Source organism: uncultured Aquimarina sp., from assembly GCF_947495315.1.
In the GTDB taxonomy this organism is placed as follows: domain Bacteria; phylum Bacteroidota; class Bacteroidia; order Flavobacteriales; family Flavobacteriaceae; genus Aquimarina.
The window spans coordinates 777,783-803,797 of record NZ_CANLYD010000001.1 but is presented as its reverse complement, the minus strand read 5'-3'; the positions used below and the strand labels follow the sequence as shown (position 1 = coordinate 803,797).

Genomic DNA, 26,015 nt, shown 5'->3' with positions numbered 1-26,015 from the left:
TTTTGTTTAAGAAGTCATATTAAAAATCACTTTCCAGATTTTTAAAGAATTATCCTTCATCCTTCGAAAAACAAATAGATTTTTAGTTTCAAAAGTATTCGATACACCACCATTAACCGGATAAAATGTTCCTGTTACCTTACCACGCATAACTACAATTTTTTCAAAAGAATGCATCTCAACTATTTCATGCTTCATATCAACATTACCATATTGCTTTTCACTGTTGATATGTTCTATTAATGAAGATTTATTAGTAATTACAGCATGATTTGGGGCCATATGAACCAAATCATCTACCCAAACATCCATTTTATTTATCGTGGAAATACTATGATCGTCTAATACTTTTAAAATAGCCTGTACAGATTTTTGATCTTGCTCTTTAAAATAATTTGAAGTTTCTAAACTATTCTTGCATTGTATGAACAGTAATAGAACTATTATACTCCATAATGAATGTTTGCCTTTCATTTTCTTGTAATTTGAAGTTAGTTAAAATTTCAAGTGTTTATTCAAAAATGGTAAGACTCTTGTAGCGATGCGTCCATCATCTCCCCAATATTTGTTCCAGGGATCTCCTACAAATTCAATTCCTTCGTGATCAACACCTAAATCCATTAATTTTTTACTGAATCTACGATTAGAGATCACATGAGCCTGTGTCTGATCGAATCTTGCCCAATCGAATGCGATTGCTTTTAAATTTCTTAAATTATCAGCATATTCATCTAATCTTTCATCTAAATGAAACCCCTTTTGTTCCTTTCTAACATTTTTTGGATGAAGTTTCAGTACCTCGTTTTCGTCTTTTTCAAATAGAAAATCGCAATACAATGGAGGTCTATCTGGATTAGGAAGAAATGCTTGACATACGCTAGTAAAGATCTTGGTCCTTATATCATCCCCAACATCTTTATATGATTTTGCTAATAGCACTTTATCCCAATCAACACCTAAAGAAACTCTTGGTAAATATCCCGACCCCGTAGCTACTGGGTGCAAAGCGTAAACAATTCCAAAGATTTGTGGATAAGCCATAGCAACTTTTAACGCTCCTCTTCCTCCCATAAAATGACCGATTACTGCCCTACTGTTTTTATCAGAAATCGTTCGATATTTCTGATCTATAAACGGGACTAATTCTTTTGTAATAAAATCCAACCAATAACCACTCGTACTAGAGTTTTCAAAAAGACTTCCAATAGTAGGTGAAGTAAAATCCGCAACTACAAAAATGAACTCCTTAGATCGATTTTCTGAAATATTTTTATCTATTATTTCAGGAGTTTTATGATCCGAAATCACGTGATTTGGGTTCTCAAACAAACTATGAAAATAATAGACTACTGGATACTTGTTTTTTGATGATGAATAACCTGGCGGCAGGTAAATTTTTATATTTCGTTTTGTATTTAACCTTACTTTATTCAAAGCCAAAACTTTAGAATTAAGAGTATCATTAATTACTTTGCCCTTCATCTGATACTGACCAAATATATTAGGCGATAAACAAATAATGAACAAACATAATAGTGGTGTTTTAAAGGAAAAAGTCATAAATTTTATAAAGTACTTCATTGTTTAAGATATCTGGTTAATAATTATAATCGTAGGTAGCTATTTGTCTCACTATCTTAAGTGAACCATTAGGTTCTCTTCTCCATATTTTTATACCTTTTCCTGTACTTATTCCTGAGTATTGGTCATTACGCCAGTTTGCGATATGACTTGCATAATTCACTATATACGTACCTAAATCATCAATATGGTTGTTCCTTATATCTAATTTTTCGAAAATTGGTAGTTCGGCAACATGTGCTTTCAGAAATTTGTCTAATGATTTTTTATCTCTATATATCGGTTTATAACTAAACATAGCTAGGACATCATTTGCGTACAACTGTGACCATATTTTATAATCGCCATGTGATATAAACTCTTCCATAAATTGATTCAACGCTGCCAGTTCAAAACGTATATCATTGTCAACAGGTAGATGTCCCTGATATGCCAATACAGTACCAGGAATATTATCAAATTTTAATTGCTCTGTAAGATCTGTGTGATGATTATAATTCCATATCTGTGAAATAAGAGAAAGTTTGCTATTTTCTTTTTTCCAGATGTCGATATATTTTCCGTTGAGTTCTTCTATTTTTTCTGTGTTCTTCAACCTGACTTTCATAGTAAAAGTTCCTAAAACGGAAAGTTGAGAGCCCAAATCCAGTGTTTCTAAATTCTCTCTTTTATATTCTAAAATATCAAATCGATCAAAAAATGCTTTGTGATAAATTGATGCGTTCTCTTTACCTAACAGTGTCTTTTGAAAAGCCGGCATCAACCGAATATCTTCATCATAATACTCCTCAAAAAGCTTAGGATTAGCGCCCCTCATTCCTTTAGTATAATCTGCAATGAATTTATTTAGATATACTTCGATGCTTTCTTTAGCTATCGATTCTGTTTGAGCAATTATATTCTGAATACTTGTAAAAATAAAAATCAATAAAAGAAAGTTGTTTCTGAGATGTCTCATAGCTTCATTATTTTCAGTGGTTATTAGCTAAAATATCCCAAAAATGAAGAGAGTAATGACTGGAATTGATAAAACGCTACTTACAATTGATGATCAGTAAAATTTTATTACTTATTGCAATAATTATAGGTAAAGTTAGATCTAAAGCTGTTCATCAATAATTTGAATACATTCGTCAATAAATCAAAGCTACTGTATGTGTTTCAAAACTATTTTCTTATTTTACTTGGTCTTAAATACTACGTTTTATGCAGATAGAATTGGATGCTATAAAGAATTCTAAATTACTTATCGGTTTATATCGCTACAAAGCGCATCACCTTCTTTTTTGGTTTGTGTATCATTATATGTGGTGGGCAATTGGCATTGGTAGTATTAAAGAAGCTGCTTATAATATTTTCTTTTCGCCTTATAATGTGAAATTTCTATTCTATTTTGTTTTTCAGGCAGCGGCGGTTTATTTCAATTTGTATTATTTAATTCCCAAGTTTCTAGAAAAAAGAAAATACCTCACGTATCTCTTTTTTTTGGGTTTAACTATATTAATTACGGTATTGATAATTACTTCAGGATATTTCGTTGCAGCCTATGTTTCTAACTCCACCCTCAACGAATTGTTTGGTGATCAAACCTTTACAAAATTAGTAAAATCAAGTCCTTTGTCATCTACATTAGCGAGTATGACACTCGCAATGAGTATTAAACTGGCAAAAAACTGGATTAAATCACAGCAACGACAGCAGTTATTAGAAAAAGAAAAAGTAGAAACAGAACTTAAATTTTTGAAGTCTCAATTCAATCCTCATTTTTTGTTCAATACGATCAATTCGATTTTTGTATTGATTCATAAAAATCCAGATATGGCTTCAGAATCACTAGCCAATTTTTCGGATCTTATGCGTTATCAATTATATGAATGCAATGAGTCCAAAATCCCTTTAAATAAGGAAATAAATTATCTTCAGAATTTTATTGATTTAGGAAAACTAAGACTTGACAACACTGTAAAGGTAATTACTAACATCGAAGATCAAATCTATGGTAATGTTTCTGTAGCCCCTTTTATTTTAATGCCTTTTGTGGAAAATGCTTTCAAACACGTGTCACAAGGTGCTCATCAAAAAAATTGGATTTCTATAAATTTTCATTTTTCAAATGAAAAAATCTTATTTGAAGTTGCAAATACTATCATTCATTATGATGACAATTCTGATGACTTGATGAAAAATAGTGGAATAGGCTTAAAAAATGTTCAGAGAAGATTAGATTTAGTATATCACGACCAATACGAACTGTCTATAAAAAAAACGGAAGGTATCTATAAGATAAGGCTAGAAGTAACATTGAATGGAGCTCCTACTCTATCAGAACTACCTATTGCACCTTTAACTTCATTACAATCTTAAAAAAAGAAATCATGGTTTTAAAATGTATTGTAATTGATGACGAGCCTTTAGCAAGAGAATGTGTTTCTAATTATATAAACGAAGTAGATTTTCTGGAACTGCAAGGATCTTGTAATAATCCTTTGGAAATAAATAAGATCAAGAATGCTCATCAAGCGGACTTACTTTTTCTAGATATTCAGATGCCAAGAATGAATGGAATAGAGTTTTTAAAATCTATGAAATCTCGACCAATGGTTATAATCACAACTGCTTTTCCTAACTATGCCTTGGATGGATTTGATTTAGACGTAATGGACTATTTATTAAAACCAATTACGTTTACTCGTTTTTTTAAAGCTGTTTGTAAAGTAAAAGAGCAGTATCTTTTGACACAAAGTAAAACTAGTGTAACTCAGAATCAGGATACTTCAGGATCGGATCATGTTTTTATAAAATGTGAGAGTACTTATAAAAAAATATATATTGATGATATCTTATTCATCAAATCTATGCAAAACTATGTTGCTTTTCATACTACTGATGGAAAGAAACATCTCTCTTTAATCCCTCTTAAAGAAGTCGCTAAACAGTTAGATTCGGATATTTTTATGCAAGTCCATAAATCTTTTATTGTTTGTCTTCGCAAAATTGAAGCTATTGAAACAGAAGGAATAACAATTGGTTCACATTATATTCCATTAGGACGTAACTATAGAACTTCTATTATGGAAAAAATAGTTAATGACAGAATATTAAAGAAGTAATTCTTATTCCAAATAAATAACGGTAGTATATAAAAAAGCTGCTAATTCGAAAGTTAGCAGCTTATTCTTAACATCTAAAAAATTTTTGAGGTTTTTAAAACCTTATGGATCTAAATCCTATACTCTTGGCAAATCTCCATCCCCTTTAAGAGGTAAATTAGAGCTCCCCATTAAATACGTATCTATATGATATGCTGCTTGTCTGCCTTCTGCTATTGCCCAAACAATTAATGATTGTCCTCTACGAGTATCCCCCGCAGCAAAAACACCTTTTACATTGGTGGCATAGTCATCCTCAGTAGCTTTTATATTTGTTCTGGTATCCATATCAATTCCTAATTGCTCTGCAATTGTTGGCTCAGATCCGGTGAATCCCATCGCTAATAAAGCTAGCTCACATTTCCATTCTTTCTCTGTATCAGGAATTTCTTTTAATGTAAAACGACCATTTTCTTTTACCCATTCAACTTCTGACGTTATTAACCCCCTAAGATTACCCTTTTCATCTCCTAAAAACTCTTTGGTAGAAATACTCCAGTTACGTTCTGCTCCTTCTTGATGAGAAGAGCTCGTACGTAAACGCATAGGCCAAAATGGCCAAGGCTGATTGGCAGGGCGTTCTATTGTACCTTTACCCATAATTTCGAAATTCGTTACCGAGGTAGCTCCGTGACGCACCGATGTACCAATACAATCAGATCCTGTATCTCCTCCTCCAATTACAATCACATCCTTACCAGTTGCCAAAATTTCTTCGCCCAGCTCTTTTATGCCATCTACTCTTCTATTGTTTTGCGGTAAGAAATCCATAGCCTGAACCACTCCTTTTAGATCAGATCCTTTTACCGGTAAGTTACGACGTACTGTTGCTCCTGTACACAATACTACTGCATCATACTCTGCCTTTAATTGATCCGCTTTAATATCCTTTCCTATAGCAGTATTTGTCTTAAACACAATACCTTCTTCTTCTAAAACGGTAACACGACGATCAATCACATTCTTTTCCATCTTGAAGTCTGGAATTCCATAACGTAACAACCCTCCTACTTTTTCATCTCTTTCGAAAACAGTTACTAAATGTCCCGCTCGATTCAATTGTTGTGCTGTTGCTAGTCCGGCAGGTCCTGATCCAATTACAGCGACAGTTTTACCAGTTCTCTCTCTTGGCGGGTTCGCTTTTACCCATCCATTTTCAAAAGCTTGTTCTACTATATTCTTTTCTATATTTTCTATCGTCACAGGATCCTCATTAATTCCAAGGACACAAGCTTCTTCGCAAGGAGCAGGACATAATCTCCCAGTAAATTCAGGGAAGTTATTTGTAGAATGTAATATACTAGCCGCTTTTTCCCATTTACCTCGGTATACAGCATCATTAAAATCAGGAATCAGATTTCCTAACGGACATCCACTATGACAAAATGGGATTCCGCAATCCATACATCTTGCTCCTTGATTTTTTAGTTTACTTTCCTCCATAGGTACAGTAAACTCATTGTATCCTTTTATACGATCTTTAACAGGCTGGTACTGTTCTATCTCTCTTTCAAATTCTAAAAATCCAGTTATCTTTCCCATGTTTCTTATCGTTTATGCTTGTGCTAATTTTTCTTCTTCTAATCGTTTTAAAGCCTGCTTATACTCTTCTGGGAAGATCTTGATGAATTTTGGTAATTCATTTTCCCAATTCTCCAGAATTCTTTGCGCCAATGGACTTAAAGTTGCATTGTAATGTGATTCTATCAACTCTTTTAATTCGATCACATCTTCTGGTATTTCTACCGGATCCAGATTTAATGCTTCTTTATTACAATGCGCTTCGAATGTCTTTTTATCATCATAGATGTACGCAATACCTCCAGACATACCTGCTCCGAAGTTTCTACCCACTTCTCCTAGGATCACAGCAACTCCACCAGTCATATATTCACATCCGTGGTCTCCGATACCTTCTACAACTGCTTTGGCTCCAGAGTTACGAACACAGAATCGTTCTCCTGCTTTTCCATTAATATATACCTCTCCATCTGTAGCGCCGTATAAAGTAACGTTACCAGTAATTACATTCTCTTCAGGCACTAAAGTAGCTTCATCAGGCACTTTGATAATTAGCTTAGCTCCAGACAGTCCTTTGCCCAGATAATCATTAGTATTACCATTTACTACCATAGTCAATCCTTTAGTAGCAAATGCTCCAAAACTTTGTCCAGCGGCTCCTGTAAAATTCAATTTCAGCGTGCTATCCGGTAATCCTTGTGCTCCGTATATTTTAGATATCTCATTACTAAGAATTGCTCCTACTGCTCTATCTGTATTGGTAATATCAAAATCTAGTGTGGTCTTCTCCTTTCTGAACAATGCCTGATGTGCTTGTTCTATAATTTCGAAATCTATTGATTTTCCAAGACAGTGATCTTGCGTTTCTGAATTGTATACTTCTACTCCTTCTGGAGCTTCTACCTTATGTAGGATTGGCGAAAGATCTACTCCAGCAGTTTTATAATGTTCTATAGCTTGCTTACGATCTAACTTATGTACTTGACCTACCATTTCATTGATAGTTCTGAAACCAAGTTGTGCCATAATCTCTCTCAGTTCCTGAGCAACGAAATACATATAATTTACTACGTGTTCCGGTTTTCCTTTAAATTTCTTACGTAATTCAGGATTCTGAGTTGCAATACCCACTGGACATGTATTTAAATGACAAACACGCATCATCACACATCCAGATGCTACTAAAGGTGCTGTGGCAAAACCAAATTCTTCTGCTCCTAATAAACAAGCTACTGCTACATCGCGACCTGTTTTTAACTGTCCATCACATTCCAAAACAATTCGGCTTCTAAGATTATTACCTACAAGTGTTTGTTGTGCTTCGGCAATTCCTAATTCCCAAGGTAAACCTGCATGTTTTAATGAAGTTAATGGTGATGCTCCTGTTCCTCCGTCAAAACCAGAAATCAATACAACATCTGCCTTTGCTTTGGCAACACCTGCAGCGACTGTTCCCACTCCTACTTCTGACACTAATTTCACATTAATTCTAGCAGATCGGTTTGCTGATTTTAAATCATAAATCAACTGTGATAAATCTTCAATAGAATAAATATCGTGATGTGGTGGTGGAGAAATTAATCCAACATATGGAGTAGAGTTACGAGTTTTGGCAATTTCAGGATTTACTTTTGGTCCTGGCAACTGTCCTCCTTCTCCAGGTTTAGCTCCTTGAGCCATTTTTATTTGTATCTCGGCAGCATTTGTTAAATAATTTGAAGAAACTCCAAATCGACCAGAAGCAACTTGCTTAATAGCACTATTTTTCCAATCTCCATTTACATCTTTATAAAAACGCAATGGATTTTCTCCTCCTTCTCCAGAGTTACTCTTACCGCCAATTCGGTTCATCGCAACCGCTAGATTCTCATGTGCTTCCTTACTAATAGATCCATAAGACATTGCTCCGGTTTTAAAACGTTTTACAATTTCTGTCCAAGGTTCTACCTCATCTAATGGAATTGGATCATAATTAGAGAATTCTAGTAATCCACGAATCGTCATTAGATTTTTAGACTGTTCATTGATCAAACTTGCATATTCCTTATAGGTTTCAGGATCGTTATCCCTAACAGATTTCTGAAGTTTAGCTACTGATAATGGATTAAACTGATGTTTCTCTCCATTACGTCTCCATCTATACTGACCTCCTATTTCTAAATCTAATGTCGCATCTACTTCTCTCTCTATATAAGCTCTTTTGTGACGCTTAGCTATTTCTTTCTCTATTTCATATAACCCTATACCCTGAATACGTGTTGCCGTATTTGGGAAGTATTTATCTACCACTTTGGTATTTATACCAATACATTCGAAAAGTTGAGAGCTACGGTACGAATTCAAGGTAGAGATCCCTATTTTGTTCATTACCTTCAGCACTCCTTTACCTACAGCTTTATTATAATTGTTTACCGCTTCTAATGCTTCTAAGTCGGTAATATTTTTATCTTCAATCTGTTCTTTTATTATTTCATTTACCATATATGGATTGATGGCGCTGGCACCATATCCAAATAGTAATGCAAAATGATGTACTTCTCTTGGTTCTGCTGATTCAATGATAATACTCACCTGAGAACGCTTTCCTAATTTCTGTAATCCACTATTAACAAAAGAACAAGCTAACAATGCAGGAATCGGAGCTCTGTGCTTACTTATATTTCTATCCGAAAGTATAATGATATTACTCCCTTCATCAATCGCTTCTGAAACTTTATTTAAAGTATCTTCCAAAGCATCTTCTAATCCATTAAGTCCTCTGTTGATATTATATAACATAGAAACAGAAGTTGCCTTAAAACCTTTATCTGCATATGTTTTGATTTTATCTAAATCCTCTTTTGAAATAACAGGATTCTGGATTTTTAATTTATTACAGTGTTTTTCATTAATATTGAAAATATTATGATCTGCTCCTAATGTAAGGCTGATATCTGTAATCAATTCCTCACGGATTCCATCTAAGGGAGGATTCGTTACCTGAGCAAATAACTGCTTAAAGTAATTATAGATCAACTGTGATCTTTCGGAAAGTACTGCAATTGGAGTATCTGACCCCATAGATCCTATAGGTTCTTTTGCTAATTGACTCATCGGAACAATAATCGTATCTATATCTTCCTGAGTATAACCAAACACCTCTTTACGTTTACCAATTGTTTCTTCTCCTAAAAATAATGGACAATCATTATAAGGAATATCCTTTAGGTGCACTAAATTATCGTCTATCCATTCTCTATAAGGATGTTTGGCTGCTATTTCTTCTTTAATTTCTTCGTCATTAATAATTCGACCTTCGTCCATATTTACCAGGAACATCTTCCCTGGTTCGAGACGACCGTGAAACTCCAGATTACTTGGTTCAATATCTACTACTCCTGTTTCAGAAGACATAATTACGTATCCATCTTTTGTCACAGTATATCTAGATGGTCTTAATCCATTTCTATCTAATACAGCTCCAATATAGTTCCCATCTGTAAATGGAATCGATGCAGGGCCATCCCAAGGTTCCATTGCACAAGAATTATATTCATAGAATGCTTTCTTGGCTTCAGACATTTCCGGATTCTTCTCCCAGGCTTCTGGCACCATCATCATCATCACCTCTGGCAAAGACCTACCTGTCATCAATAATAATTCTACTACCATATCCATTGATGCAGAATCTGATTTTCCTTTCAGAACGACCGGTAATACTTTTTTAATATCCTCACCAAACCAGTTGCTCTCTAATAATTCTTCTCTAGATCTCATTCTGGTCACATTACCTCTTAAGGTATTAATCTCTCCATTATGACACATATATCGGAAAGGCTGAGCCAGATCCCAAGTAGGAAACGTGTTGGTCGAAAAACGCTGATGCACTAAAGCCAATCTAGTCACTACTTTCGGATCCATAAGATCCGTGTAGTATAATTTAATGTCTTCTGGCATCAAAAGACCTTTAAATATTAAAGTTTTTGTAGATAAACTAGGTAGATAGAAAAACTTGTTTTCTGATAATTTAGAACTGTATATTTCGTGTTCTGTAGCTTTTCTTGCAGTGAACAATTTTAAATTAAAATCAAAATAGCTTTGTTCTTTAGTATTTTTACCTATAAATATTTGCTTAATAAAAGGTTCTGTCGTAGCAGCTATTTCACCTAAATGAACTGTATCTACAGGAACATCTCTCCATCCTAAAAGTACAAGACCTTGATCGGCAATACTTTTTTCGAAGGTATCCATGCAGTATTCTCTCTGATTTTCCTTTTTAGGTAAGAATACATTACTTACAGCATATTGCCCTGCTTCAGGTAAATCAAATGTACAATTCTCAACAAAGAAATCGTGAGGGATATCTATAAGTATTCCAGCTCCATCTCCGGTTTTTCCATCTGAACTTACTGCTCCACGATGTTCTAATTTCTCCAGAATCTCAAGTGCCTTATGAATAATATCATTAGACTTTTTTCCTTCTAAGCTACAAATAAATCCGGCACCACATGCGTCGTGTTCGAATTCTGGCAGATACATTCCTTGTTTCTTCATATTATTTCCGATCTAAAGTGTTTCGAGTTGTTGAAATTAACAAAACCTTAAGGAAGGAAAAAGAAAAACAGAGCTTTCAGGATTACTTTTCTTAGCTCTTTAAAAAAACACAAGTTTCAATAAAATAATCACAAAATAACGACTTCTAATTACGAATTCAATAACGTGTTTTTCTTAAAAAAACTCAAATAACATAAGGGATTACAGCAATTTAGCTATGAAAAACATCAATGAAAACGTTTTCGTAAAAAAATTGTAATACGTTACTGCGAAATCCTTATTTATTTCTTTAAAAAATACATACCCCCAATTTTTTAGGGGGTAAATATTTAAAAATGATAAAAATACCTAGTTTACCCACTAAAATTTGGCGGCTAAAAAGTAATTCACATATTTTTGAGACAGATTTAACATTAATTTTAACTTTTAATCTTTATGAAGAAAATAGAAGCAATCATCAGGAGATCAAAATATCGTGTTGTAAAAGAAGCTTTGCATGACAAAGGCATCACATTCTTTTCTTATTGGGATGTTACTGGAGTTGGTAACGAACAGAAAGGAAGTGTTTATAGAGGTATATCTTACAGCACTACTGATATCCAGAGACGTTATTTATCAATAATAGTAAATGATGATTTCGAAGAAATTGCAATCTCAGCAATCCTAGAAGCAGCAAAAACAGGTGAGGTCGGTGATGGAAAGATCTTTGTATCTGACATTAAAGAAGCTTACAGAATACGTACTTCTGAGAAAGGTGGAATAACCTTATCTTAATTTATTAAAAAAATGATCAACTTAAAAACTAAAAATTTATGAACAATATACAACAACAAGAAGTACAAGAGGCAGTTAAGGCTGCTGTAGATGGCGTTAATGCAGATCTAAGTATTTTGTGGATTCTTATTGCTGCTATTTTAGTATTTTTTATGCAGGCAGGCTTCACTTTGGTTGAAACAGGATTTACCCGCTCTAAAAATGCTGGTAATATTGTTATGAAGAACTTTATGGATCTTGCTGTCGGTTCTTTAATGTTCTGGGTAGTGGGATACTCAATTATGTATGGAGGAGATACAATTTTAGGGGGCTTTATGAGAGATCCTTTTGATCTCGCATTTTTTAAACAAGACGACTGGCATAACTTATTTTTTCAAACTGTATTTTGTGCTACAGCAGCGACTATAGTATCAGGAGCTGTAGCGGGAAGAACAAAATTCTCGACTTATCTTATTTTCTCAGCCGTATTAACGACAATTATTTATCCTATTTCTGGAAGCTGGTTATGGCCATTTGATGACAAAGCTTGGTTAAACAATCTTGGATTTATTGATTTTGCTGGATCAACCATAGTTCACGCTGTAGGGGGATTTGCTGGATTAGTAGCTGCAATATTAATTGGACCAAGAATCGGAAAATATGACAACGGTAAAATAAACGTTATTCCTGGACATAATATGATATTAGGAGCATTAGGTGTGCTTATTCTTTGGTTAGGATGGTTCGGATTTAATGGAGGTTCTCAACTTGCATTTGGTGGCAGTGATTCTATTGCAGTAGGTAGTGTCATTATAAATACAAACTTAGCTGCAGCTTTAGGTTCCATAACGGCTTTATTCTTTACTTGGATAAAATACAAGAAACCAGACATTTCTATGACTTTAAATGGATGTTTAGCAGGTCTTGTAGGTATTACTGCAGGATGCGGTAATGTTAGTGCTGCAGGAGCTGCTGTGATTGGTATTATCTCTGGTATAGTAGTAGTTTTATCAATAGAATTTATAGACAAAAAATTAAAAGTTGATGATCCAGTAGGAGCGATTTCTGTACATGGTGTTTGCGGTTTTTTAGGAACTGTACTTGTAGGTGTTTTTGCTTTACCAGGAGATGATTTTGCTGGTGGATTGTTATACGGAGGCGGATTTAAACAATTAGGTGTTCAGACACTTGGTTCATTATCTATGATTGGATGGGCTGTTCTAGCAAGTTTTGTAGTACTTTTTATTCTGAAGAAAACTATTGGACTGCGTGTATCTGAAAAAGAAGAAATTGATGGTTTAGACTTACATGAGCATGGTGTTTCTGCTTATGGAGAGGATAGCTAATAGATTACTCATATTGAAATAGAGTTTAAGAAAGGGGGTATATGATGTTTTCATATACCCCTTTATTTAATTTATGCAAGTATTATTACTTTATAATCTCCATAGATAAAGGATACGATGGCTCTTCTCCATTACTTGCTTTGATTGCATTAATTATAGGAAATACTAAACATAAGATACCTATTACAATTAATCCTAAAATTCCTAATCCAAATAATAATATTAATGGAACACAAACTACCGCATAGATAAACATACTAATCTGAAAATTCATAATTGATTTTCCGTGATTATCCATTGCCAATACCTGTTCTCTCTGGGTTAACCATAGTATTAATGGCACTATAAACCCTCCAAATCCAGTTACAAGGTCTAACAACTGTGATAAATGGGTAATAACGAGTAATGATCTGTCTTGTCTCATGATTTCTTTGATTTTTATTGATGATTGATGATTGCTTAAAGTTGCTAATAGAATTAGCAGTCTTTATATATATGACGAAATAATTAGTGAAATGTTACAGTTTACCACCACTTTTTCCGTCCGGTTATTGATAACCTCATCTGATAAAATCTCCTTTATAATTCTTTAGTCTATAAACCTTTAAATAACTAAACAAAAAAATGTCATTAGCATTAATACCAATGACATTTTATAATATATGAACTATTAGTTTATTCAGATTTTTCTTCAAAAAACTCTTCTAATTCATTCTGAAAAGGAGCTTGATTAGGATTAAAACCATTAAATTCTGATACTATTTTCCATTCCTGATTAATTAAAAAGCTATTAGGAATACCTCTTATTCCATAGGTCATGGGAGCAATACCGTCATTCCCCCTAAGATCTGAAATATTGACCCAGGAAATACTATCCTCCTCTGATGCTTTTTCCCAATGCTCACGATTTTTATCTAAAGAAAAACTTACAATCACCAACCCTTTTTCTTTGTATGTCTTATGTAATTCTCTATACTGTTTACTTTGCATTCTACAAGGTCCGCAACCTGCAGCCCAAAAATCAAGAATCGTATATTTGTTTTGCTTAACTATAGTTGCTAATGATTTTGTTTCTCCAGAAAGAGTCTCTCCTTTTAAATCTGCTATTTGATCTCCTTTTTCTATTATTTTATCAATATTCATAAATTGCTTAATAGCCTCTCCATCTTCAGTTTCTTTAAGATTTTGATCCAAAGCATTATAAATGGCGCTCAACTCTTCTTTTGAAAATTTATCTGTTAAATACCCTACTCTAGAAAGTGATACGTAATTATTGGGGTTTTCCTTTATAAAACTTATTATAGCACTGTCTTCTGATTTCATTACTTCATTTACTTTAGAAGACACCAATCTATTATGGTCATCATCCGCATTATATAAATTTGACAAGCTGTCTAATTGTTTTGTAAATGGTTTTAACAATTTTGAAAGTTCCTCATCAATGTTATGAAGTTCCAGTCCTTCTACTTTAGAGAATCTAAAATCTTTAAAATCTCATTGGATTGAAATCTCTCCGTTATCTACTCATAAGAACCTATACTTATGATCCGAAGGTGCTTCGTTATTAAACTTAGTACTTATAACTAATTGTTTTGGGCCTTCAATTTTTCCTTTAAATTGAAATGCTCCGTTTGTTATGGTTACACTATCAATCCTTGCTTGAGTATCAGGATCATCCAGGTACAATAATGTACCTTCATTAAAACTCGTAACTTTTCCGTTGATCACGAATCCTTCTTCGACTTTCTCCTTTTGTTCCTGATTACATCCTAAAAGAGCTAATACACCCATTAGTAAAAATACTTTTTTCATAGTGTTCATTCGTTTTATAAATTTTAGTGTGTTCTGTTATTTTATCCTTTTATGTTCTCTTCTATCATTTTTATCAGAGCCTTCTTTTCTAATCCCATATGTATGTATAAGATCTCTTTTTGTTCATTTAATAAAACAAAAGTTGGAGCTGCAGAAGTGCCATAAGATGAGGCCGTATCCTTACCTAAATATAAAGTAGGTATCTCTATGTTTTGCTTTTCAACATACTTCTTTAACCCTTTATCATTAGGTCTAGTAAATTCAATTCCATAGATATCTAACCCCTTTTCCTTATACTTTTGTTGCATTTCGTTTATATGAGGAACTGCTTCTACACATCCACCACAATTAGGAAACCAAAATTCTAATAATGTAAGCTTGTTCTCTAATCTTGATAATGATACCGTATCTCCCGCAAGGGTTGGTAAAGTAAAGTCAGGTGCTTTTTTTCCAATATTACTTTCCATATTCATCCTTTTTCTTTTATAGTATTCTCCCTCACTCATAGTTAAATATCCTTCAGGAAATCTTTTATAGCTCCATACAATATCATCTCTTTTGGCCGGAACTTTAAAATCGCTTAGTGATGCAGTAATGATTTGATCACTTTCTGAATTTTTTGTCTTCACATAAACAGGAAGCTTGTTTTCTTTAGAGATGATTAATTGGTAATTAAATATATAATTCTTCATATCATCCGGAACTCTATCCAATCCTGTCTGTGACACATACCTGTCTGGAATTTCAAAATCAAATTTGTAACATATCAAGTCATTTACAATAGTATCTTCTTTCTTAATCATGATTGTAACATCCTGAAGTAATTCAGGTAAAACATTTCGGATTTCCAGTATTGATCGTAACCCATAAATCGAACTTTTTACTTGATAGTCCTTAGGTACATTTTCATACAAAACTCTTTCTTCTTTTGCCGATGAGTAAAACATTTTTTCACCATCAAAAACCTGTTCATCACCATCTTTAGAAACAAAATGGTACTTAGCTCCTAATAAGCTGTCTTTACTAGTGAAATCGTAGTAACAATTCGCTATAAAAATATTATTTCTATCATCCGTTTTAGGAAGAAATATGACTCGTGTGTTATACTCTAAAGTTTCTAGAATATTTAATTTCTCTATAGTTTCTTCAAGGATTTCTTTATCAGTTTGATTACAACTGTAAAATAAGCTGACAACAACTAATAAGATTAGTTTCTTCATTTTTGATTGATTTTCATTTTAATTATTTGATTCTATTCGTAATTTAATTGACTGATTGTATTAATGTTTCAAAAGTTATTTTATACGATACGTAGCTCCTTCATAAAAAAACTTTCCGGATGTTTGTTTTAAGTAGATATAATATTTTTCTGCATGTTTTTTGGAAAGAGGAATATTGTTTAGTAACAATATCCCACCAGGTTTTGGATTAAACACTACTTGTGTCTTCTCATAATCAGGATCTACTAAATTATCCTTTTGTAATTCATACACCATTTGTTTGAGAAAAGTAATATCCTCAGAAGTTAGTATGGATTTTGGAAAAGCATTAGGGTGTTTTTGTTTATATTTTTTCTGCAAATCTGTTGGTAATTTTTCATCAAATAAATAAATATCACCTAACATCGCATATTGAATACCCCACATTATATCATCAGAGGGAACTCCACAATATTCGCTTAATGCTACTTGCAAATTAACCCAATCAGAATTATCTTTTATCTTACTGGATTTACTGATTATTTTACCGGTGGTTTTATCTATATGAGTGATATCAATGTACTCGCCATTATCCACTTTTTTAATTTCAAAATTAGCCTGCAACTCTTCTTCACTTTTTAAAACTCCATCTTCGTAATACGAATATTCTGTCTCACAATATAAATGTAAATGTCTATGGTCATCAACTTGATAAATCACAGTATCTGCGTTGAAATAAATTCTTGGATACACAGCTACATCTTTGGTTAAAACTTTTTTAGAAAGGTTGTTTTTTGTAGAAACACCAAAACCTAATGTCATAAAAGTAAAACCTATTACGAATAATCCAAGAAATACGCTTTGATACTTATGCTGTTTATGGCTGGACGTTTGAAACCATGTAAGATTTTTGATTCTAGAAAACACATTTTGACTACCGAAACTAAGTGCCAAGTCATAATGCAATTGGTATGAGCGCTCTAAAGTTTTAGCATACATTAGTTTAGAATACCCTTCATTAATCACATTATAGTCACAAGAAGCTTCTCTTTCATTCTTAACTATTTTAGAAATATGTCTTACAAAAGGATTAAAAAAGAAGATAGCCTCCATCCATAATTGTATTAGATTAATTAGATAATCATTTCTTCGTATATGAATTAATTCATGAAAAAGAATTAATTCTAATTCTTCTAAAGAAAAACCAGTCAATACCTGTATCGGAAAGTAGACTATAGGCTTAAAATATCCAGTGGTAAATGGATGACTTCCATTTCTAATAAACTTAATTACAACTTCTCTATTAATTCCTAACTTATGAATCAACTCAGTTTTTAAGACATCCAAACCATAATCAGAAATCCCTGTCTCTTGGATACTTTTAATTGCTCTAGATTGGTTAAATAGTTTTACCAGATACATCATTGTTACTAAAAACCAACATATGCATATATAATAGTTATTGGTAACAAAAAATAATTCAATTCTATCAATCATATCAAAACTAATAGATTGATGTCCTCCATTATAGTCAACCATTATGATCATGACTTTGGGTTTTAACCACGATTGATATATCGAGTCATACCCAAATGATATAATACTTAATGCAACAAAAAAACCAAAGAAAACCAATAATGATATCTGATATCGTATTTTTGCGTGTCTGGTATTGATTACTTTCAAAGAAACCCATAAAACTAACCAGAACACACCTCCAATCCAGATTGAATCCAATAAGAAATCTAACAATTTACCATACACAATCTCAAGCATCTTTCTCAGTTTTAGAATATACAGTCTTCAATTTTATATAAGTATCCGTGTAAAATGATTTATTTAAGGCGATCATTAATTACTTTAATGAGATCTTCCTTTTTTAATCCTATACTAGCATATACAATCTCTTTCTTTTTATTAAGCAAATAAATTGTAGGAGCAGCAAATGCATCATATGACTTGGCTACATCCTTTCCTTCATAAAGTATCGGGAATTCTATATTTTGTTTTATTATGTATGATTTTAAATTTTCCTTACTGGATTCTGTATATTCTATTCCATAGACTTTTAACCCTTTATCCTTGTATTTTTTTTGTATTTCATTAATATGAGGTACAGCAATCACACATGCACCACAATTAGGAAACCAAAATTCGAGTAAGGTAAGTTGAGAATTAAATGAAGAAAGTGAAACCATATCTCCGTCTATGTTAGGCAATGTAAAATCAGGAGCTCCAGACCCAATAATATTGGTCATTTTGTTTTTTTTACTCTTATAGTATTGCTCTTTTTCTAATATTGCATATTTATCAGAAAACCGATCATAACTCCAAACAGAATCTTCTTTTGTAATTCCCGTTTTACAATTACCAAAAGTGGCTGTAAAAGATCCAAAATTATCTGGGGAAACGGTTTTTATTTCAATAGGTAGATATCTTTTTTTTGATATTGTTATTTGATAATTTAGGTGTGTCTTCTTATTCGGGCTGGGTAATTTTGTAAGTACGGCATTTATATCAATAAACTTATCAGGTATTAAAAAATTAAACTTATAACAATCAATAGTATTGATTACCGTATCCTTCTTACGGGTAACAACAATGGTATTATCCCTTATTAACTGCGGTAACAAAACTTTTGCTTCAAAAATAGAGGTTGATATAAGAATAGGATTATATATATCATATGTACTTGGATTATCTTTATATAAAACCATTTCATCTTTAAAATCAACATTAAAGCATTGTTTTCCATTAAACACTTGTTCCTTGCTATCTGATACAAATTGATATCTAAAACCGCCTAGTGTATCTTTGTTGGTAAAATCAAAATACGCTTTGCCACTGCGAGTACCATTATTACCAGCTATCTCTTCTGAATAAGCCACGATCCGTACATCGTACCTTATAGTTGTTAAAGCATCTAATTTTGCAATTGTTTTATCTAATATTTCACTATCGGTCTGTCCATATACAGGATATAAGTTTATGACAATAAGTAAAGTGATAATTTGTTTCATACCTACTTTTGGTTTTCTATTTTTTTAATATGGAATGATTCGAATATTCTTTAGTTGCTTAAAATCATAAGCATATAATCATTTTAATAAGTAATGACTATTAAATTATAAAGAGGTATCTTATTCATCCTCCATTTTTTTGATCATTTCTTTAATAGCTTCTAATTCTTCTTTGGTAGGTTTTGTATTACCTAAAAAACTTTGCGCGAAACTAAGTGTCGACCCACCAAAAAGTCCATTGATCATTTTCTTAATACCCGAAACTTGTGCTTTCTTTTGATCTACTTTAGGGATATAAATATGTTTTTTACCTTCTTTCCTCCTATCCAAGAGTCCTTTATCAAACATGATCTGCATTAACTTCAACGTAGTAGTGTACCCGCTAGAAGTATTAAGTTTTTCATGAATTTCCTGAACAGAACCTTCTTCTAATTCCCAAAGAATAGTCAAAATATCAAACTCTTTATCTGTGTATGGTTTCATTCTACGAATATTTTCGTAACAAACATACGAAAGAATTCGTAATAAACAAATAACTGGTTCTTTTTCTAGATATTTTTGGCATAAATCAAAAAAAGCACCTCCAAAAATGAGATGCTTTTAACGTAACTAAATTTAAGTTCTATTGTTGATGTATTGGTTAGTTGATGATTAGTTTCTTAGCTGTAGACTCACCATCACTTTCTATTCGAACTATATAAATACCACGACCTAGTGATAAATTCTGAGCAGAAATAGTATTGAGACCTGATTGTAATTCTATTTGAGCTTGTTTCTGACCTAAGATGGAAAATATGTTAGCATTAGCCTTTTTCACATAAGAACTAAGACGAATAGAAAAATTATTAGTAGCTGGGTTTGGAGCTATACTAACATCAGAAAATATACCTTCTGGCTCATCTCCTAATATTGCTTCAGCTGATTCCAAGTTAGCCACTAAACTTTCTGCGGTTGCAGATTGCCCACAAGAACCTTCATAAATTTTCACATTAGAAAAAACCGAAGTGTTTCCACTTCCTGCATCATTATCATTAATAAATACTAATCTATCCATATTTCCGGTATAAAAATTACCAACAGGAATCACATAGGTAGCTGTACCACTAGAATAATTATCAAAATTAGTAACTCCATAATTTTGGGTTCCGTGGACTTTAAAATATCTATTAGAAGTCAACGTATTATCTTCTTCAAAACCAACCCCATGGATTTCTCCCTGAGAAGAACTACTAAAATCGAATTCAATTACAGTATTAGCCGTCACTATATAACTCAAAGCAATATATTTCCAGGTGTTATTAGTCATAGCTATAGAAGAACCTCCATTACCTATAGAGAAGTTTCCTGCAGCATCCTGATTAGAAAATCCATTGATATTGAAATCATTGAAATTTAATGAATCACAAACTGGTGGCGGTGGTGTTGTTCCGTTTGTGATACTTAAATCATCTATTGTGATATCTCCTTGCCAGCTAGTACCGGTAACGACATTTAATCGTAATTGTACGCTAGAATTACCAGCATATGCAGAAAGATCTACACTTGCTTCGTTCCAATTAGTACCTTGAGCTCCTGATCTAGTAAATACACTCGTCCAATTACCAGTATTATTAGTTCTAGCTTCAATATTTAATGTACCAACAGCATCACCTACCATATGATATTGAAAATTAAGCGTTGGTGATGAGACTCCTCCAAAATCTAAACAAGGAGCATTTAAAATTGCTTGCTTGTTTGGATACCCAGTTCCGTTTCCGGATGCTTCTACATAGATATAAGAATTACCGTCAACTGCTCCGCTAGGTCCAGTTCCATTAGAAGGTGTACCTCCAGAATTCACAGTCCAATTGATATCATCACTTGCAGACTGAGACCAAGCTCCAATAGATCCTTCAAAACTTTCACTATACGGAAAAGAAGAAACATCTCCTGTACACTCCTCAACAGGCGGTGGCGGTGGTGTTCCTAATCCCATTGCATCCCAGAAAGCAGGTATGGTAGCTCTTTCTCCAGAATTAGATCCTCCAGATCCAGAACAACCTCCATACGCATGAACACCTACTGCATTTCCTGTTGCTGTATCAATAATTGGACTACCAGAATTTCCTCCTGTAGTGTCTGTTCTATATCTAACAAAGGTATTTGTAGTAGAACTAAGTGGTCCTGTGTGGATTTGTTGTGTTTGGTTATCGATTCCTGTATCAGTTCCGAAACCGGTTATTGTAATATTAGCACCTGGTGCATCTTGTACTACATTGTATGATGCGCCTTGTGCTTGAATTGGCATTAAACCAGTCTGTGAATTTGCAGAGGCAGTAAATACTCCCCAATCATTTGCTTGGCTTGGGCTTCCTGGATATGGTGATACAAAATTACCTATTGGGTATTGATCTTCTGGTCCAGGATGTACAATAGTTCTGTCTGGATTAGATTTTGGTACATTAAATTCGATTACCTGAGCACTGCTACCTACGCAATGTCCCGCAGTAACTAGTTTACCATTAGTAATGATCCATCCGGTACATCCAATAGGAACCATTCTTCCGATAGCTGCATCATTAGAATCCACTCTATCATCATTAGATCCACATTGAGATTTGATAGTAGGATCTAATTCTCCCACACTTAATGTTGAAATATTAATTCCTGCTGATTTGTCATTTGAAGCCACCGATAAGGTAACCGTTACCGCATCACCATTAAAATAAGCACTGGAATTATTCCAATCCTTTATGGTTTGGGCAGTTAAGGTTTGTGTAGCTCCATCTAATTTTGAAGTAATCTTTATCGTACTATTATTACCTAAGTTTACATCTTTAAAAAATAGACGTAACCAGGTAGCTCCTGTTTCTGAAACTTCTTGAGTAATTACTTCCGTCCCATTTTTATTGATGACTCCGTCAGATTTTAGTGTTAAATTATAAGGAGTTTCATGTCTTGCTAAATCCTGAACCTGAGCATAATTGATAAAGGGAAATAGCATGAATACTGCGCAAATAGCAGCAGTAATTTTGAGTTTTAATAACAGTCTCCTGCTATTACTTGAGTTTGTGCTGTGAAAATTCATAAAAATAAAAGTTTTAGTATATAGAAATTAAATTTAGTTACTAAATCAACCGTTAAGGTTAGTTAAGGTTAGTTAAGGTTAGTTAAGGTTAGTTAAGCCTTAAACAAATATTCCATAAGAAAGCAACTCAGTTATTACTGAACTATCTCTATACTATTTTTCTTTTATTCTTTTGTAATCTTTTACCCCATCGATAAAAGTAAGGAAGAAAAAACGGTCTACAAAAAAAGTTTGAAGTCTAAATTGAAAATCAAGACTTATATTATGTCTATTTTTGTGTTTTGATTAATAAAAGTATGATTCCACAAGACACTATAGTTGCTTTGGCTACTCCTGCAGGAGCAGGTGCTATTGCTGTGATACGAGTTTCCGGAAACGATGCAATTGGTATCTGTGCACCTTTATTTCGTTCTATTAGAGGTAAAGATCTTACTAAACAAAAAAGTCATACAATACATTTAGGTCATATATTGGATGGTGAGCGTGTCTTGGACGAGGTATTAGTATCACTTTTTAAAGGAACAAATTCATATACAGGTGAGCCAACGGTAGAAATCTCTTGTCACGGATCTAGCTATATACAACAAGAAATTATTCAATTATTACTTCGTAAAGGGTGTAGAGCAGCCAATGCTGGAGAATTTACACTTAGAGCTTTTATCAATGGGAAACTAGATTTATCTCAGGCAGAAGCGGTTGCTGATTTGATTGCTTCTGATTCTGAAGCTTCTCATCAGATTGCCATGCAACAAATGCGAGGTGGGTTTAGTAATGAAATTAAAAAACTACGGGATGAGCTTCTCAATTTCGCATCTCTAATTGAATTAGAACTTGATTTTGCTGAGGAAGATGTAGAATTTGCGAATAGAACTCAGTTCCAGGATTTGATATCGAGAATTATTAAGGTTTTAAAGCGGTTGATAGATTCTTTTGCTGTCGGTAATGTTATTAAAAATGGAATTCCTGTGGCAATTGTTGGAGAACCTAATGTAGGTAAATCTACTTTGTTGAATGCTTTATTAAATGAAGAGCGTGCTATTGTTTCGGACATTGCAGGAACAACTCGAGATACGATTGAAGATGAAATTAACATTGGAGGTATTGGTTTCCGATTCATTGATACAGCAGGTATTAGAGATACTAAAGATGTGGTAGAAAGTATTGGGATCAAAAAGACTTTCGAAAAAATTGAACAAGCACAAGTAGTTATTTATTTGGTGGATAGTTCAGAGTTGACTGAATCCCCCTCTGCCTCCGGCATCTCCCCCAAAGGGAGAGAAATGATTGTTGAGCTAAATCAAATTAGGAATAAGTATCCTCAGAAACCCCTAATTGTTGTTGCAAATAAGGTTGATAAACTTAATGATGATCAAATTTCAACGCTACAGTCTGAAATCGAAAACATTCATTTATTGTCTGCTAAACAAAACACGGGTGTAGAAGAATTACAAAACAAACTTCTGGAATTCGTCAATACAGGAGCCTTGCGAAATGATGAAACTATTGTTACCAATTCTCGTCATTATGATGCATTGTTGAAGGCTCTAGAAGAAATCCAAAAAGTACAATATGGAATTGATAATGGAATATCCGGAGATTTAATGGCTATCGATATTAGACAGGCCTTATATCACTTTGGTGAGATCACTGGTGAGATTACCTCCGATGACTTATTGGGTAATATTTTTGCAAATTTCTGTATTGGAAAGTAAAATTACAATTAGCAAAAAATAAGAGGGAAACGAGTCCCTCTTATTGAATCTATACTTCAAAAAAGTAAAACTTTATATTTTACTACTTCAACGTTACTCCACTAAAAATAGTTGTTTCGGATGGCAATCCAAGTTTATCTCTCATTACCTGACCTGCTTGAAGACCTGCAACTATAGCTCCTTCATAATACCCTACATTCACACCAAAATTGATCCAATCTCCAGTTATTATAAGATTATCAAAACCAGACTCACTAGCTTTAAGACGATATTTGTTGGAACCAGGAAGTGATAAGGTGTATCTATCCGTTGGGTTTACGTTAGCTCTAAAAAACTGTGTTTTCAATCTACCATAATCGGTTTTGGCAGTTTTCGAAAAATCATGAATTACATCTAACTTCATTCCTTCTGGATACTCCAGTGTAGTAGCATTCGGAAAAAACCAGCCCATTTTATCTTTCAACCATTGTTCTGAGACACGCATTATACGTTCCAATTGATCGTGAGGATACGCTTGATCCGAATATGGAGGTATATTTTCAGGATCTAAGAATGATCCTGTATAGTATATCAATACGCCAGGTTTATCATTTTCCCAATCTTCATACGGCATCACCTGTGACATATCTATAAATGAATACTGAGGATCAGCATAAGTAACCAGATTAGGTAAAGATCCTTCTGGGAAACCCCAATCCGGCAAATTCATACCTAACTCTTTTAGTGTAGGCTTAATCCACAATTGCATAGACATTGTAGGAATACTTTTAACGTGATTATACATGTTATTCCAGGCTGTATTATTAGCTATAATCTCCTTACAAATACCCTCATCTCCACCTAAAACATCAATAGGGATTCCCAAAATCACGTAGTCAAAATCTTTACCCTTTTCTAAAGAAAGTTGCCCCACATTTTCCCAACCACACCAAGCTTCTTCCAGATCATATTTACCTTCCTTAAGCGCTTTGGCTTGTTGATCATCAATCTGGTCATAAAGAGGTTCTCCTGGCCATACATCTAAGCCTTTGAAAGGATACGTAGGGTTATATGTACCATTTTTTAATGTAACCTGTTCGGCCATAGATACCTTTTCTATTTCTCCAGAATCCGAATAGTGTACTTGTTCAACTTTATGGAAGAGCTTAAAGTTTACACCTCTATTTTTAAGTGTCAAATAAATTGGAGTGATCATGGTATCCGCTGTTCCGGCTTTAAACTTCCACACAAAAGATCCTTTGTAACCTGCAGAATTTGTTAGAAAATGAAGTCCAACTCCAGCTGCCAGACTACCTTGCTGATCAGTTCCCGTTAGGTTGTGAAATGTTCCTGTATACAGAAATCTAACCATTGCAGAACTCAATAATCGTTCACTAGCTCCATGTTTTTTGAGCCATTCCCGATAATCCAAATCATTGATACGTTCATAATCTAGTTCGTGAGTTTCCGGATCATATACATCATCAAATGTTCCTTTCATATTAACGAGTCCGAATTCTACAAATACAGCCAACCAATAGAAGTACTCATTATGATCTGCTATGGAATTAATGAGCTTAGCCGCCCATTTAGAAAGTAAATCAAGTAGTTCTTTTATTAAGGAGTGATGATCTTTTCGTTTTGCATGATCGTGATCCTCACTGGTCAGGTTCTGAACCAATTCGGATATATAATTAAGTAACTTTTCACCTTCATGTTTAAAAATTTTGTCCTTTATAAATCCTTCAAATTTAGATTTGAAACTTGCCCAAAGCGGATGATGCTCAGGTGATTTAATTTCTTTGGCAGGTTCAGAAGCCATATTCATAAGACTATCTTTGTTCGGATCTGTACCAAACAAAATTTCGGAAATTAGTCCCACTGCTTTGTGAACAATTGCTGAAAAAGGTAATGGTCCACCTTGACCAGGTATATAATCATTAGATGGAAAAATAATATTCTTTTTAATCCATTGATTTGTCTTAGGATCAAAATGAGTAAGTAATGTTGTGTCCTCTCGATCAAAAGCATCTTCCCAGGATTTAAAGGGGCTATCAGGCATTAGATTATGTTTTTCACATTCTTTGTAAGAGTCCTGAATCAGGCGGAAAGCATTTTCATACCATCCCTGAGCGATATGAATTCCATGCTCTTGAATCCTTTCGTTTGGACCTCTTCCGGTAGCTGTCTTACCTCCTAGTCTCCATCCCATTTGATAGATGGTGATATCATAATGATCTTGCCAGTTTTCATAGGAGCTAAGTTCATAAGCAGCTGTTAAGGATGACATACCACTACCTAGAATGGCTATTTTCTTTTTGTTCTCTTGTTTGTTTTGCATTG

The 26,015-nt window shown here is 33.6% G+C and carries 19 protein-coding genes; 5 read left to right on the top strand and 14 right to left on the bottom strand.

Going from position 1 to position 26,015, the window contains the following annotated elements; all coding sequences use genetic code 11:
* Positions 1–6 precede the first annotated feature (6 nt).
* From Q0910_RS03245 to Q0910_RS03235, 3 genes are all read right to left on the bottom strand, one after another.
* A complete protein-coding gene (locus Q0910_RS03245; protein ID WP_299212535.1) occupies positions 7–474 on the bottom strand; it encodes a hypothetical protein in 468 nt (155 codons plus the stop codon).
* Between the two features lie 21 nt (positions 475–495).
* Positions 496–1,482 carry an alpha/beta hydrolase-fold protein gene (locus Q0910_RS03240; RefSeq protein ID WP_299212533.1) on the bottom strand — a complete coding sequence of 329 codons (987 nt, stop codon included), beginning with the start codon at positions 1,480–1,482 and terminating at the stop codon, positions 496–498.
* Positions 1,483–1,597: 115 nt separating this feature from the next.
* Entirely contained in the window at positions 1,598–2,539 is a 942-nt protein-coding gene (locus tag Q0910_RS03235; protein ID WP_299212531.1) for a nuclear transport factor 2 family protein, read from the bottom strand.
* Positions 2,540–2,787: 248 nt separating this feature from the next.
* On the opposite strand from Q0910_RS03235, the gene Q0910_RS03230 reads away from it, so the two are divergent.
* Entirely contained in the window at positions 2,788–3,945 is a 1,158-nt protein-coding gene (locus Q0910_RS03230; protein WP_299212529.1) for a histidine kinase, read from the top strand.
* An 11-nt stretch (positions 3,946–3,956) separates the two neighbouring features.
* Entirely contained in the window at positions 3,957–4,691 is a 735-nt protein-coding gene (locus Q0910_RS03225; protein ID WP_299212527.1) for a LytTR family DNA-binding domain-containing protein, read from the top strand.
* 117 nt (positions 4,692–4,808) lie between these two features.
* On the opposite strand, the gene Q0910_RS03220 is transcribed toward Q0910_RS03225, so the two are convergent.
* Both Q0910_RS03220 and gltB read right to left on the bottom strand, forming a co-directional pair.
* Complete coding sequence (locus tag Q0910_RS03220; RefSeq protein ID WP_299212525.1) at positions 4,809–6,272, bottom strand: glutamate synthase subunit beta; 1,464 nt, start codon at positions 6,270–6,272, stop codon at positions 4,809–4,811.
* A gap of 12 nt (positions 6,273–6,284) precedes the next feature.
* Positions 6,285–10,784: a glutamate synthase large subunit gene (gltB, locus tag Q0910_RS03215; RefSeq protein ID WP_299212523.1), complete on the bottom strand. Its 4,500-nt coding sequence runs from the start codon at positions 10,782–10,784 to the stop codon at positions 6,285–6,287.
* A gap of 435 nt (positions 10,785–11,219) precedes the next feature.
* On the opposite strand from gltB, the gene Q0910_RS03210 reads away from it, so the two are divergent.
* A complete protein-coding gene (locus tag Q0910_RS03210; RefSeq protein ID WP_299212522.1) occupies positions 11,220–11,558 on the top strand; it encodes a P-II family nitrogen regulator in 339 nt (112 codons plus the stop codon).
* A gap of 38 nt (positions 11,559–11,596) precedes the next feature.
* Entirely contained in the window at positions 11,597–12,883 is a 1,287-nt protein-coding gene (locus Q0910_RS03205; RefSeq protein WP_299212520.1) for an ammonium transporter, read from the top strand.
* Between the two features lie 85 nt (positions 12,884–12,968).
* Here the strand turns inward: Q0910_RS03205 and Q0910_RS03200 are convergent, their stop codons facing one another.
* The 8 genes from Q0910_RS03200 to Q0910_RS03165 all read right to left on the bottom strand — a co-directional run bounded on the left by Q0910_RS03200 (position 12,969) and on the right by Q0910_RS03165 (position 21,981).
* The gene (locus Q0910_RS03200; protein WP_299212518.1) at positions 12,969–13,307 is read right to left on the bottom strand and encodes a DUF4870 domain-containing protein; all 339 of its coding nucleotides are present in this window, start codon (positions 13,305–13,307) and stop codon (positions 12,969–12,971) included.
* A gap of 251 nt (positions 13,308–13,558) precedes the next feature.
* Complete coding sequence (locus Q0910_RS03195) at positions 13,559–14,272, bottom strand: TlpA disulfide reductase family protein (RefSeq protein WP_299212516.1); 714 nt, start codon at positions 14,270–14,272, stop codon at positions 13,559–13,561.
* Between the two features lie 135 nt (positions 14,273–14,407).
* Positions 14,408–14,695 carry a DUF4369 domain-containing protein gene (locus Q0910_RS03190; RefSeq protein WP_299212514.1) on the bottom strand — a complete coding sequence of 96 codons (288 nt, stop codon included), beginning with the start codon at positions 14,693–14,695 and terminating at the stop codon, positions 14,408–14,410.
* A gap of 41 nt (positions 14,696–14,736) precedes the next feature.
* Positions 14,737–15,915 (bottom strand): TlpA disulfide reductase family protein, encoded by a 1,179-nt coding sequence (locus Q0910_RS03185; protein ID WP_299212512.1) that lies wholly within the window; start codon positions 15,913–15,915, stop codon positions 14,737–14,739.
* A gap of 75 nt (positions 15,916–15,990) precedes the next feature.
* Positions 15,991–17,670, bottom strand: coding sequence for a M56 family metallopeptidase (locus Q0910_RS03180; protein WP_299212510.1), 1,680 nt, complete (start codon positions 17,668–17,670; stop codon positions 15,991–15,993).
* 59 nt (positions 17,671–17,729) lie between these two features.
* Positions 17,730–18,914: a TlpA disulfide reductase family protein gene (locus Q0910_RS03175; protein ID WP_299212508.1), complete on the bottom strand. Its 1,185-nt coding sequence runs from the start codon at positions 18,912–18,914 to the stop codon at positions 17,730–17,732.
* A 120-nt stretch (positions 18,915–19,034) separates the two neighbouring features.
* Positions 19,035–19,397 carry a BlaI/MecI/CopY family transcriptional regulator gene (locus Q0910_RS03170; RefSeq protein ID WP_299212506.1) on the bottom strand — a complete coding sequence of 121 codons (363 nt, stop codon included), beginning with the start codon at positions 19,395–19,397 and terminating at the stop codon, positions 19,035–19,037.
* Between the two features lie 157 nt (positions 19,398–19,554).
* Entirely contained in the window at positions 19,555–21,981 is a 2,427-nt protein-coding gene (locus tag Q0910_RS03165; RefSeq protein ID WP_299212504.1) for a T9SS type A sorting domain-containing protein, read from the bottom strand.
* A gap of 296 nt (positions 21,982–22,277) precedes the next feature.
* Here Q0910_RS03165 and mnmE point away from each other — a divergent pair, with 296 nt between their 5' ends.
* Positions 22,278–23,693, top strand: coding sequence for a tRNA uridine-5-carboxymethylaminomethyl(34) synthesis GTPase MnmE (gene mnmE, locus Q0910_RS03160; RefSeq protein WP_299212502.1), 1,416 nt, complete (start codon positions 22,278–22,280; stop codon positions 23,691–23,693).
* 82 nt (positions 23,694–23,775) lie between these two features.
* Here mnmE and Q0910_RS03155 read toward each other — a convergent pair whose 3' ends face one another.
* The gene (locus Q0910_RS03155; protein ID WP_299212501.1) at positions 23,776–26,013 is read right to left on the bottom strand and encodes an NAD(P)-binding protein; all 2,238 of its coding nucleotides are present in this window, start codon (positions 26,011–26,013) and stop codon (positions 23,776–23,778) included.
* Positions 26,014–26,015: the final 2 nt, after the last annotated feature.